Source organism: Pseudomonas sp. ATCC 43928 (assembly GCF_005938665.2).
Taxonomy (GTDB): Bacteria; Pseudomonadota; Gammaproteobacteria; order Pseudomonadales; family Pseudomonadaceae; genus Aquipseudomonas.
In genome coordinates this window covers 3,806,436-3,819,952 of the sequence record NZ_CP041753.1, presented here as the reverse complement: position 1 = coordinate 3,819,952, position 13,517 = coordinate 3,806,436, and the positions used below count along the sequence as shown (strand labels likewise).

At 59.9% G+C, this 13,517-nt stretch carries 6 protein-coding genes; 3 read left to right on the top strand and 3 right to left on the bottom strand.

Translation table 11 applies throughout. The annotated features are described in order from the left end of the window. Positions 1-843: 843 nt before the first annotated feature. Together FFH90_RS17335 and FFH90_RS17330 are read left to right on the top strand one after the other, a co-directional pair. Entirely contained in the window at positions 844-1,911 is a 1,068-nt protein-coding gene (locus FFH90_RS17335; protein WP_138867717.1) for a YCF48-related protein, read from the top strand. Positions 1,912-1,939: 28 nt separating this feature from the next. Continuing rightward, on the top strand, positions 1,940-4,324 hold the full coding sequence (locus tag FFH90_RS17330; protein WP_018929607.1) for an RND family transporter: 2,385 nt from the start codon (positions 1,940-1,942) through the stop codon (positions 4,322-4,324). 64 nt (positions 4,325-4,388) lie between these two features. Here the strand turns inward: FFH90_RS17330 and FFH90_RS17325 are convergent, their stop codons facing one another. The 3 genes from FFH90_RS17325 to FFH90_RS17310 form a co-directional block, all read right to left on the bottom strand. Beyond that, positions 4,389-9,104 carry a dermonecrotic toxin domain-containing protein gene (locus FFH90_RS17325; protein WP_138867716.1) on the bottom strand — a complete coding sequence of 1,572 codons (4,716 nt, stop codon included), beginning with the start codon at positions 9,102-9,104 and terminating at the stop codon, positions 4,389-4,391. Positions 9,105-9,248: 144 nt separating this feature from the next. Beyond that, the gene (locus tag FFH90_RS17320; protein WP_018926179.1) at positions 9,249-9,968 is read right to left on the bottom strand and encodes a FadR/GntR family transcriptional regulator; all 720 of its coding nucleotides are present in this window, start codon (positions 9,966-9,968) and stop codon (positions 9,249-9,251) included. A gap of 258 nt (positions 9,969-10,226) precedes the next feature. Then, entirely contained in the window at positions 10,227-11,963 is a 1,737-nt protein-coding gene (locus tag FFH90_RS17310) for an IlvD/Edd family dehydratase (RefSeq protein ID WP_018926177.1), read from the bottom strand. Between the two features lie 193 nt (positions 11,964-12,156). Here FFH90_RS17310 and FFH90_RS17305 point away from each other — a divergent pair, with 193 nt between their 5' ends. Next, the gene (locus FFH90_RS17305; protein ID WP_018926176.1) at positions 12,157-13,479 is read left to right on the top strand and encodes an MFS transporter; all 1,323 of its coding nucleotides are present in this window, start codon (positions 12,157-12,159) and stop codon (positions 13,477-13,479) included. Positions 13,480-13,517: the final 38 nt, after the last annotated feature.

The following is a 13,517-nucleotide window of genomic DNA, read 5'->3' as shown; positions in this document are numbered from 1 at the left end:
AGCGTCCGGCCCCTCGCTAAGGCTCGGCGTTCCTTCGCTCCGGTATCCATCTGGGGGCATCGCCCTACGGTTGGCTTCGCTTCAACCTACATGCGATGGGTTCGACTGCGTCGAACGGCGCTGCGCGCCCATCCCCAGATGAACACCTCCACTCAGCCTCCCGAAGGGGCGGGTAGATCAAGATCCAAAGCCAAAGCAAAGCAAAGCAAAGCAAATGCAAGATCAAAAGATCGCAGCCTCGCTTCGCTCGACAGCTCCTACAGGGAAATGCGTCCGCTTGAGATCAGGCCGGCCGGGAGGCCGCCTTGCTTTTGATTTTGACGCACCGCCCCCTCGAGAGGCCGAGTGGAGGTTCTGCGCAGTGGGCAACCCGGCATGGATGCCGGGTTAGCCGCCCCCGGCCATGGATGGCCGATGGCGGCGGGCCCACGGAGCAGGACCGGAGCGAGGGCATGCCGAGCCTGGGCGAGGCACCGAACGAAAGGGGCAAAAGCGCTTTGGTTACTTTGGCGCTTTTCCAAAGTGACCCGCTGTAAGAGCGGAACCAATAGCCGCCGTTACCGCAGAAACGGATATGTACCCCAGACCCCAGACCCCAGACTCCAATCACCGCTCCGAATGCCTCCCCATTCACCCACACCCCATATCCCCCCGGTTAACAAAACATAACGTGGCGTCGATTGTCAGACCTTTCCAAACCCCGATAGGATAAGCCCAGCTTCCGAAGGGGCTCTGGATTGCGGGTTTCAGGACTATGCTCTGGAATAGGGCAGTCCCGGTGAGCACCCCCTTACGGCGCCCTGAAAGGTTGAATGACCTAACAATAATAATGGGGGAAGGTCTATGAGTGAGCCTGTCATGGGTGTGAGTATTTGCCGCCCGCCGGCGTTACGCAGGTTCGCGTTGCTGGCTACAGCGCTCTCGCTGTTGGGTTGTGCCGTGTTGTCGGCCCCTGTGCTGGCCGCTGCCGCGCCGACCGCCGACGTGGTCTATTCCATTGAATCCGCCAAGGCCAGCAAGGGCCTGATGCTCGATGTCGTGCATGCCGGCAAACGCCTGGTGGCGGTCGGCGATCGCGGGCACGTTCTTTATTCCGATGACCAGGGCGCGACCTGGACCCAAGCCAAGGTGCCGACCCGGCAACTGCTGACAGCGGTATTTTTTGTCGATGACAAGCACGGTTGGGCCGTCGGCCATGACGCGCAGATCCTCGCCAGTGAAGACGGCGGTGTCACCTGGACCAAGCAATTCGAAGACCTGCGCCGCGAATCGCCGCTGCTCGACGTCTGGTTCAAGGACGTCAACAGCGGCTATGCCGTGGGCGCCTACGGTGCCTTGCTGGAAACCACCGACGGTGGCAAAAACTGGGAAGACGTCAGCGATCGCCTGGCCAACGAAGACCAGTACCACCTCAACGCCATAGCTGCAGTCAAGGATTCCGGCATTTTCATCGTCGGCGAGCAGGGCAGCATGTTCCGTTCCGCCGATGAAGGGCAGACCTGGGAAAAGCTTGAAGGCCCCTACGAGGGCTCGCTGTTCGGCGTCATCGGCACCGCGCAACCGGCCACGCTGCTGGTCTACGGCTTGAGGGGCAATCTCTACCGCTCCACGGATTTCGGCACCACCTGGGAGCAGGTCGAACTCAAGGCTGCACGCGGTGCGCTGGAATTCGGCCTGTCCGGCGCCACGTTGCTCGACGACGGTTCCATCGTGATCGTCGGCAATGGCGGCAGTGTCATTCGCAGCAGCGACGACGGCGAGACCTTCAGCGTGTTCAACCGTCCCGATCGCATTTCCGTCTCGTCGGTCACGGCGGCGGGTAACGGTAATCTGATTCTGGCAGGCCAGGGCGGCGTGCGCGTCACCTCGCCAACGGGCGCAGAGAATGGCACAAACGGGTCGTCCAAATGAGCCGGGCAAATAATAAGAAGGCGGGTCTATGACATCCTTAAGCACTCCTCATCAGGACAAGGCGACGTTTCTTGAGCGCCTGATCTTCAACAACCGCCCGGCGGTGATCGTCATCTGCCTGCTGGTCAGTATTTTCCTGTTCTGGCAGGCGACGCTGATCCGGCCGTCCACCAGTTTCGAAAAAATGATCCCGCTCGAGCATCCGTTCATTGAAAAGATGATGGAGCACCGCAACGATCTGGCGAACCTGGGCAACACTGTACGGATTTCCGTTGAAGCCACCGATGGCGACATTTTCTCCAAGGAGTACATGGAGACCCTGCGCCAGATCAACGACGAGGTGTTCTACATCTCCGGCGTCGACCGTTCCGGCCTCAAGTCGCTGTGGAGCCCGAGCGTGCGCTGGACCGAGGTGACGGAGGAGGGCTTCGCCGGTGGTGAGGTGATTCCCCAGAGCTATAACGGCTCCCAGCAGAGCCTCGACCTGCTGCGCAATAACGTGCTCAAGTCCGGGCAAGTCGGGCGGCTGGTGGCCAACGACTTCAAGTCGAGCATCGTCGACATCCCGCTGCTGGAGTCCTATCCGGACCCGCAAGACCAGGGCAAGTTGCTGGCACTGGACTACCGCAAGTTCTCGCATGAACTTGAAGACAAGATCCGCAACAAGTTCGAAACCCAGAACCCTAACGTGAAGATCCACATTGTCGGGTTCGCCAAGAAAGTCGGCGACCTGATCGACGGGCTGGTCATGGTGGTGATGTTCTTCGGCGTCGCCTTCGTCATCACCCTGATCCTGCTGTACTGGTTCACCAACTGCATGCGCAGCACCGTGGCAGTACTGAGTACGACGCTGGTGGCGGTGGTCTGGCAGCTCGGCTTGATGCACTTTTTCGGCTTCGGGCTGGATCCGTACTCGATGCTGGTGCCGTTCCTGATCTTCGCCATCGGGATTTCCCACGGCGTGCAGAAAATCAACGGTATCGCCTTGCAGTCCAGCGAGGCGGACAACGCACTGACTGCGGCGCGGCGAACATTCCGTCAGTTGTTCCTCCCGGGGATGATCGCGATCCTCGCGGATGCGGTGGGCTTTATCACGCTGTTGATCATCGACATCGGCGTGATTCGTGAACTGGCCATCGGCGCGTCCATCGGCGTGGCGGTGATCGTATTCACCAACCTGATCCTGCTGCCGGTAGCTATTTCCTACGTGGGTATCAGCAAACGCGCCGTCGACCGCAGCAAGAAAGACGCGCACCGCGAGCATCCCTTCTGGCGCCTGCTGGCGAACTTTGCCAGCCCGAAAGTCGCACCGGTCTCCATTCTCCTGGCGCTGATCGCCTTTGGCGGTGGCCTTTGGTACAGCCAGAACCTGAAAATCGGCGACCTCGACCAGGGTGCGCCGGAACTGCGTCCGGACTCGCGTTACAACAAGGACAACAGCTTCATCATCAACAACTACTCCACCAGTTCCGACGTACTGGTGGTAATGGTCAAGACCAAGCCTGAAGGGTGCTCGCGCTATGAAGCCATGGCACCGATCGACGAGCTGATGTGGAAGATGCAGAACACCGAGGGCGTGCAGTCGGCGATCTCGCTGGTGACCGTGTCCAAGCAAATGATCAAGGGCATGAACGAGGGCAACCTGAAATGGGAAACCCTGTCGCGCAATCCGGACGTGCTGAACAACTCCATCGCCCGTGCCGATGGTCTGTACAACAACAATTGCTCTTTGGCGCCGGTGCTGGTGTTCCTCAACGATCACAAGGCCGAAACCCTGGATCGCGCGGTTCATGCGGTGCAGGACTTCGCCAAGGACAACAACAAGGAAGGCCTGGAATTCCTCCTCGCCGCCGGTAATGCCGGGATCGAGGCCGCCACCAACGAAGTGATCAAGCGTTCCGAACTGACGATTCTGGTGCTGGTGTATATCTGCGTCGCGACCATGTGCATGATCACCTTCCGTTCCTGGGCGGCGACCTTGTGCATCGTGCTGCCGCTGGTGCTGACCTCGGTGCTCGGCAACGCACTGATGGCGTTCATGGGCATCGGTGTGAAAGTGGCGACCTTGCCAGTGGTGGCACTCGGGGTGGGGATCGGCGTGGATTACGGGATCTACATCTACAGTCGCCTGGAAAGCTTCCTGCGTGCCGGCCTGTCGCTGCAAGAGGCGTACTACCAGACGCTGAAGTCCACCGGTAAAGCTGTGTTGTTCACCGGTCTGTGCCTGGCAATCGGCGTGTGCACCTGGATCTTCTCGGCGATCAAGTTCCAGGCCGACATGGGCCTGATGCTGACCTTCATGCTGCTCTGGAACATGTTCGGCGCGTTGTGGCTGCTGCCGGCGCTGGCGCGGTTCCTGATCAAGCCAGAGAAACTGGCGGGGCAGAAGGGCAACTCGCTGTTTGCTCACTAGGCGTCAGCCTGACCCAAAAAGCCGCAACTCAGGTTGCGGCTTTTTTTATGGGGGACCGAATCACTCAGCGTGGTTGTAGCGTCAGGAATGCACTGTTGGCCAGTTCCTTGCTGATGATCCCGCGGTGGATATCGATTTTCTGTTTCGGATCTGTAGCCTTGGCCATCGCCGATTCGTAGGTTTCGAAGCGTTGTTCCCTGGTTTTCAGATGGGCCTGGGTATATTGCGTCTTGGCATCATCGAAGCGCTCATAGTGGAAATGCGCGTACCCCCAGGGTTGATCGTCTTTGTTCAACAGGACGTACTCCTGCATGAAGTCTTTACGTCCGGTTTTCAGTTGTACGCGATTGCCGATCATGCGCGGGTAAACCTCCTTGCACCGTAACAGAAACTCCACACCCTCACTGCTGGGGGGCTGGGCCAGTGTCATGCGGATGCGCAGTTCCGATGCCTTACTGTCGAGGGCTCGCGCGTGATCGCGTAAATCGCGGATTAACGAGGCATCTTGTTCCCGGTTTGGCGAGGGTGCCTCATGGTGTTCCAGGCCCTCGGCATACCCGGTCAGCTTTTGTGCTTCGCGTTGCAATTGTTCTTCAATTTCCTTGGGTGAGCTTGCGCGTTGCGCGTAACCCTCGATTTTCCTTACCTGCTTGTCGACATTGGCGATGGCCTTGCGGGCATCCCCTTTGAGCTGTGCGTAGGAGTGCGCGGAGGCCTTGGGTGCGGGCTGCCTGACCTCGATCATTTCTACCCAGACATTCGGTTCATGTTCATGGAACGAAGCCAGTGGTGCATCTTCGAGTGGACCGTTGATATCAACAATGTCTCCGCCCTGGTTAGCCACGCGGGGGCGAATATCACCGATCAGAGTGCCCTTGGCGGTTTTGATGACCCGCTTGCGACTGGCCCATGAAGAGGGGCGCTGGATCGGGGGCTTGCTGGCTCCGGGTGAAGACGGACCGGGCTCGGAGACCGAAGGTTGCGGGAGATTTTGAAGGTCGTCGGCCAGACGTCGCTCGGCATCGAGGCGCAGTTCACCGATGATCTCTCGCAGGCGATTGAAGGCCGCCGGCTGTAATTCTTCGGCATTGAAGATGCCGATACTTTCAAGCCCGTCCAGTGCTTTGCGGTAGTGATCGACCAGGTTGTCCAGAACGGCGATCCGATCGCTATTGTTATAAGTGCGAGAAGTTTGCAGTTCGGAATGGGAGCGAGACAGCAACATCAGGGGATCGAGCGCGCGTTCGAGTGGGGCCATGGTGGCGCTACCCAGTCCCTTCAGGCTGAGAATACGCAAGATGCTCAGTTGGTAGGATTTGACTCGCAATGCGGTCAATTCATTATCGGAGCGATTGTCGGTCAACCGTTTCCAGTCCTCCAAGCCCAGGCGAGACAAGTGTTTAAGCTCCGCAAGTCGGCTCTCTGCTTCTTCGTAGAACTTGATCATGGTCTCGTTGACTTCGGAGGTCCTGCGCATGAATTCGAAGTATCGATCCAGTACGACGTTGCCCTTGTCCTTGATTGCTTCGCGCAAGTGTTCGATACCGCGGGTCAAGTCCGCGTAAGTTCGATTGGTGGCTTCCCGTTCCCGGTCGGCAATGACCACACGTTTGCGCGCGTTGTTGATGAGATTCTCCAGCAGGCTGCGCTGCAGGTTTGGATCGGGATCAGATTTGCTCAGAGCGCTTTTTTCGCGGATTTCGGCAAGCGCCGTGACATAGGTTTCGCTCTGTTTGTCCAGCTCGTCCGCGAACCGTTGGCGAAAAGTCGCGCGATCCTGCTCGCTGCTGGCGGGGTCGTTTGTTTTCAGCTCCATCAGTTTTTCCGCGATATCAACGCGTTTTTGCACCTGCGTCTGTTGCTGCAAAAATTCCTGGTGGTTCAGTTCAAGCAGGCTGATGCGTTGCTGTTTGCTCTCGCGCAGGGCATCCCGCCTGGCGTTACGTCCTCCGCCGAGCAGTTTCAGCCCTTGATCCAGCGTCCACCGGCCGTATCCATCGGTTTTGAGCTTGATGCCCGGATGGTCGGGATGCTCGGGATGCACCAGGTAGACCTCACCGAAACCGGGCACGACACTCACGCGAAACAGCAGGCCGGCGACCGTGACGTGCCATTTGTTGTCGATCCGGTACAGCCCCTTGAACGGACCGGTTGCAACAGGCTCTGGCAGAGACGCGGGCCATGCAACCTTGACCGCCTGCAGCTTGTTGAACAGCCGCGCCGAGGTCGAGTCCCGAGCGGTCGACAGGTTGAAATCCAGCAACGTATTGCCACTGCCCGGCGGTTCGGAGGGCAGTCCGGGTGTTTCTTGAGTGATGGTTGTCTCGGGATGCAGCAAGTCCAGTGGCAACAGACGGCGCAGCGGATCGAGGGTCACCTGAGCGTCTTCGCCCATGCGCTCTGGCGCGAGTGCAGGCCGTTCACCTTGAGTTCGTGCGACATGCAAAAGGAGCAGGCCGATGTTCAAGAGCACATCGATCCAGGCCAGATTCCGGGTAGTTGGGTCATCACTGTCCAGTGCGGGCAGGTCGTTGATCAGGCTATGGGTGATTTGCAGCATCCAGCCCACCAGCATTGCCGGGCCGCGCAACAGCGGCAGTACCAGGTTGTTAAAGACCAGCCAGCCACCCTCAAGGATGATCGCCCAACGGCTTTCGGCATTGGACACCGATTGCCTGTCAGCCAGATCGGCCAGCGCCCGGGCGTTGCTGGCGAACAGGCTGGCCGGCAATCGACCTTCCTCCACTGCACTGAGCCACCGGGCCGCAGCTTCGTCGCCTGCCAGAATCGCCGGTTTCGGCTTGTCGGGCGGTGAGAACTCGTCGCCGATGTGAAAGTGGTTGATATGCGGTTCGTTGAAACCGTTGTTGTCGTAAACCGGACGTGCGCGGTCCGGGAGCCAGGTCAGCACGCTGGTTTGCAGCGCGCCCTGTTGCGCGATCGCTTTGAGCAAGTCGCTGCGAGCGGCGTATTGCTGCAGTGACGGGGTGTACAACGGGCGATAGAGGATATGCGGACCACTGGCCTGCAAGTCTTTGGGCTCGATGATGAACATGTTGGCGGCCACATCACAGTCGGCGCCGTCCTTGCGTTGGAACGCCAGGGGCCGGATGACCACGGCCTGTTCATCGACGACCCGTTCGGCGGCGGTGCGACTCATCAACGCATCGACATAGCGATACCCCAGATGGGTGAACCCGTGCTCACCCTTGATCGAATGCTCGAGGGCCAGCAGGGGGAGATGAACCGACAGTTCCAGCGCGAACAATCGTTCCCGCTCCCGTGCGTCGTCGGTCTCGCCGAGCAGCAAGGTTTCGATCAGTTCGGGATAGTGCTGGCCGACATTGACCCGGCTCACCAGGTCCAGCAGATAGGCGTCGGTAGTCCACTGCTGAATCAGTTGATCTCCCGTGTGGCGGACAGTCATGCGGCCCTTGGGTTTTGCGGCGAGATTGTTGATCGCCAGCTCGGTCAGGGTCATTTTGACGGTTTCGATGTAGCCGCTGCCGAGGTCACCGACAGGGACATGAAAGGTCAGTTCCAGCTCGTCGGAGTTGTAACCGGGCGCCAGCGGATAATCTTCCTGCATCTGCTTGTGCAAGGCTTTTCGGGCAAACGTACGAAGGTCGTCGATGCCATCGTTGAAGGTGCGCCCCTGAGTCTGTTGCTTGACGCTGGCCATGGCCAGGACGTGCTTGCGATAGGCCATGCGGTCAGTGGGTGTCGCTGCTTGCAACCACTCGGGAATCGATGCCTGTATCGGTTGAAAAACGGCATCGACCGGCTGGCTGTCGATGAACAGCGTGGCGACTTCGGTGATCGCATCAACGTGTTTCGCCAACTCGCCCAGGCCCTGGCTGGCAGGCAATTTGAGCGCAGCCAGATCTTCCAGTTGCCGGTTCAGGAGCAGGGCAGCCTGAATGTCAAAGATGTTGCCGTCCGGCTCAAACCGCTTCCAGGTGATGACATCAGCTTTGTATGCCCGCTGAAACCGTGCGCCCCAAGCCAGGCCGAAAGCTTCCAGGGAAGAGAAGGGCTCGATTTTGCCGGTCACGCTGCACAACAAATGGGTTTCACCACAAGTCACCAGGAGCTCGGAGGCCTGCAGCGTAATCGACACGTCACCTTTGGTCAGGGTGGTTTGCAGGGTGCAGGCTTGTATCGGGCCTTTTGACCGGGGCTGCTGGATTCGCTGCAGGTTGTCCGGGTAACTGGCCAGTTCCGTGAGAATCCCGGCCTGTACCGGGTTGCTTTTCGACAGGCGGGTCGCGGATGTCTGCAGGACACCGGCCAGCAAGTTTCCCAGCCATTGCCAGCGGCTGACGCCGGCCTCGTCCTTCTGGTTCCAGTAAAGGGTCAGCGATTCCTGAAACCCGATGTGCAGCAAGTCGGGCAGCTCAAGGATGACCCCCGCAATCACCTGGAGATCAGGCAGGCGTGATGTGGTTTTGCCGACAGTCAGTTGCGCGGGCGCACGGTTGGTCAGAAAGCAGGCACGACCGAACCGCTCGCTGAAATCGACAGGTGTGCCGCTGGCCAGATAATCCAGTACCAGGTCCAGCAGTAACGTGAGGCGCCAGGCCCCGTTGGGAATCGGCTGCGCGATTTTGGTTCGCTCAGGGTCGAAGTCCAGTTGCGGGTATTTTTCCAGTACGCCGTCCTTGAGCAGGCGAGCGGTTTCCGAGCGCAGGGTGGGGCGGGAGCTGAAGCGGGCGCTGACGGCGTGCGCGATGATATCGGTCATGTCCGCCGTGGCAGGGGGGGATGCAGGTATCGGCATGATGCAATCCTTTGCATGGGTTGAGTCACGCAAAGTAAGGCGAGGCCGGAATGGATGTGCGGTAACGGGATACCGCAGATCCGACAATTCGATGATCTAAGTGATGACTACGTGGTGGCAATGAGCCCAGGGGAATTGTGGTGGTTATGCGGGATCGGTGCCGAGCACCACATTCAGCGCGTTACGCGCATCGTCCAGTTGCACCAACGTCGCATGCCGCGCACCCAGCGCATCGCGATTCTCGATAGCCGTGAGAATCGCCTTATGCCGAGGCAACGCCAGTTCATGCAGGTTCGGCCGTTGGTTGGAGTGTTTCAAGGCTTCTGCAATCGCCACCGACAACATGTTGCACAGGTTCGCCAGCAAGTCGTTGTGGGTCGCGTCGGCGATGCGGCTGTGGAAATCCAGGTCCGGCTGCAACAAGGCTTCAGGCGTCGGTGCTGACTCCATGCGTTGGTAGGCTTCACCGATGGAGGCGATGTCTGCGTCGGTGGCGAACTGCGCGGCCAGGGCTGCAGCGGCCGGTTCAATGATGCTGCGCACGCTGGTCAGCAGGCTGAAGAACTCATTCTGCGGGCTGCTTTGCATCAGCCAGTGCAGCACGTCCGGGTCGAGCATGTGCCACTCCCGGCGCGGCTTGACCACGGTGCCGACCCGCGGACGGGAATACACGAGGCCCTTGGCAACCAGCACTCGGGTCGCTTCGCGCAGGACTGGCCGGCTGACCGCGTATTCCTCACACAACAGGGCTTCGGCGGGCAGTTTGTCGTCCGGTTTGAAGCGTCCCGAGACAATCTGCATGCCCAATTCCTGGACGATGCGCGAGTGCATGCTTTTGCGGTCGGAGGGTTTGCGGTAATCCATGGGGAACGGCGCGGTCCTGTGCGATGGGGTGCTGCGCATGATAGCAGGCGTGGCGGGCACAATCATTGTGGCGAGGGAGCTTGTCGGATCGCCGCACCGTCCCGCTCGGCTGCGAAGCAGTCGCAAATCGGCCGGCACGGTCTGCCTGACAAATCGCGACTGCCTGTATTGGGGCCGCTTCGCAGCCCAACGGGACGGTGCGGCGATCCGACAAGCTCCCTCGCCACAGGTTCTACTGTGGTTACAGAATCCAGAGGGTCAGTGAGAGTGACGCGGCACCTCGGCTCCACGACAACCGACGAGGAAGTCGAAGTCGCAGCCCTGATCCGCCTGCAGCACATGGTCGATGTACAGCTGGCGATAGCCGCCCACCAGCAACTGTTGTGGCGGTTGCAGATCGGCCATGCGCGCGGCCAGTTCGGCATCCGGAATGTCCAGATGCAAACGTCCACTGGCGCAATCGAGCTCGATCCAGTCGCCTTCCTTCACTGCCGCCAAAGGCCCGCCGGCGGCGGCTTCCGGTGCCACATGCAACACCACGGTACCGTACGCCGTGCCGCTCATGCGTGCGTCGGAAATCCGCACCATATCCGTCACACCCTGGGCCAGCAGCTTGGCCGGCAAGCCCATGTTGCCGACTTCGGCCATGCCCGGATAACCCTTCGGCCCGCAGTTTTTCATTACCAGAATCGAGTTGGCGTCCACGTCCAGTTCCGGATCGTTGATCCGCGCCTTGTACATGTCGAAATTCTCGAACACCACCGCGCGCCCGCGATGTTGCATCAGCTCGGCACTCGCCGCAGAGGGCTTGAGCACCGCACCCAGTGGCGCCAGGTTGCCGCGCAACACGCAGATGCCGCCGTCGGCGCGGATCGGGTTGTCGAGGGTGCGGATCACTTCGTCCTGGCCGTAGATCGGCGCGTCCTTGGTGTTTTCACCGAGGGTTTTGCCGTTGACGGTGAGGGCGTTCGGGTTCGGAATCAGGTTGGCTTCGCCCAGGCGACGCAGCACTGCAGGCAAGCCACCGGCGTAGTAGAACTCTTCCATCAGGAAGCGCCCGGACGGTTGCAGGTCGACAATGGTCGGCATGCCGCGACCGATGCGGGTCCAGTCGTCCAGGTCCAGTTCGACACCGATGCGTCCGGCGATGGCTTTCAAGTGGATCACCGCGTTGGTCGAACCGCCGATGGCAGCGTTCACCCGGATGGCGTTTTCGAAGGCTTCCTTGGTGAGGATTTTCGACAGCTTCAAATCCTCGCGAACCATCTCCACCGCACGCATACCCGACATGTGCGCCAACACATAACGGCGCGCATCGACTGCCGGAATCGCCGCGTTGTGGGGCAGGGACGTGCCCAGCGCTTCGGCCATGCAAGCCATGGTCGAGGCGGTGCCCATGGTGTTGCAGGTCCCGGCGGAACGGGACATGCCACCCTCGGCCGCGAGGAAATCATCAAGGGTGATCGTGCCAGCCTTGACCTGTTCGCTGAGCTGCCACACCACCGTGCCTGAACCAATGTCCTGGCCCTTGTGCTTGCCGTTGAGCATCGGTCCACCGGTGACGACGATCGCCGGCACGTCGCAACTGGCCGCGCCCATCAGTAGCGCCGGAGTGGTTTTGTCGCAACCGGTGAGCAGTACCACGCCATCGATCGGGTTGCCGCGAATGGCTTCCTCGACGTCCATGCTCGCCAGGTTACGGGTGAGCATGGCGGTGGGGCGCAGGTTCGATTCGCCGTTGGAGAACACCGGGAATTCCACAGGAAAGCCACCGGCTTCGATCACCCCGCGTTTGACGTGCTCCGCGATCTGGCGGAAATGCGCGTTGCACGGGGTCAGTTCCGACCAGGTGTTGCAAATGCCGATGATCGGCTTGCCGTGGAACTGATGGTCGGCGATGCCCTGATTCTTCATCCAGCTGCGGTACATGAAGCCGTTCTTGTCGGCAGTGCCAAACCATTGGGCGGAGCGCAGGGTGGGTTTCTTATCAGTCATGATCGGTTCTCTTATTGTATGACTATATTGTTCGAGCTGTGGCGTAACATAAGCGCAATTTCGGCTGTTTGGAAGTGTTGTTGGTTAAATAGTAATACTATATAGTCGTTTTCAACGGAGGGATGGCCCTGATGGTTTTCCGCGAGAGGCGTCCCCCGAGGTTCTATAACAACAACAATCGGAGACCGAACTCATGAGCCAGGAATTGCGGCTTATCCGTCGCATCACGTTGAAACTGATTCCCTTCCTGATCCTGCTGTACCTGATCGCCTATGTGGATCGCTCCGCCGTGGGGTTCGCCAAGCTGCACATGGGCGCCGACGTCGGCATCGGTGATGCGGCTTACGGATTTGGTGCCGGGCTTTTCTTCATTGGCTACTTTCTGCTGGAGATCCCCAGCAACCTGATGCTCGACCGCTTCGGCGCCCGACGCTGGTTTGCGCGGATCATGGTCACCTGGGGCGCTATCACCATCGGCATGGCGTTCGTCCAGGGCCCGAACAGCTTCTATGTGATGCGTTTTCTGCTCGGCGCGGCCGAAGCCGGGTTCTTTCCAGGCGTGCTGTACTACATCACCCAATGGTTCCCGATTCGCCATCGCGGCAAGATCCTCGGGCTGTTCATCCTTTCCCAACCCATCGCCATGATGATCACCGGCCCGGTGTCCGGCGGTTTGCTCGGTATGGACGGCACGCTTGGCCTGCACGGCTGGCAGTGGCTGTTCATCGTCATCGGTACGCCAGCGATCCTGCTGACCTGGCCGGTGCTGCGCTACTTGCCGGACGGCCCGGACCAAGTGAAATGGCTGGATCAATCCGAGAAAGACTGGCTGACCGGGGAACTGAAAAAAGACCTCGCCGAGTATGGCCAGACCTGCCACGGCAATCCGTTGCATGCACTGAAGGACAAACGGGTGTTGCTGCTGGCGCTGTTCTATCTGCCGGTGACCTTGAGCATCTATGGCCTCGGTTTGTGGCTGCCGACGCTGATCAAGCAGTTCGGTGGCACGGACCTGGTGACCGGGTTCGTGTCATCGGTGCCGTACATCTTCGGAATCATCGGTTTGCTGATCATTCCGCGCAGTTCCGACCGCCTGAATGATCGCTACGGTCATCTGGCGGTGCTGTATGTGTTGGGTGCCATCGGCCTGTTCCTCAGCGCCTGGCTATCGGTACCGGTGCTGCAACTGGCGGCGCTGTGCCTGGTGGCGTTCGCGCTGTTTTCCTGCACGGCGGTGTTCTGGACCTTGCCGGGGCGCTTCTTCGCCGGCGCCAGTGCGGCGGCAGGAATCGCGTTGATCAATTCGGTGGGCAACCTCGGCGGCTACATCGGCCCGTTCGTGATTGGTGCGCTGAAGGAGTACACCGGCAACCTGGCGTCGGGGCTGTATTTCCTGTCCTGCGTGATGGTGTTCGGTCTGGTCCTGACCGGCGTGGTGTATCGCCTGCTGGAACGCAAGCATGTGCTGCCGGCCGACCAGTTCGCGGCAAGTGCCCGCGGTGCTACCCGTACCTGACGCGAGATTGGCCAACAAGTTTTGCATTAACAGGAGAA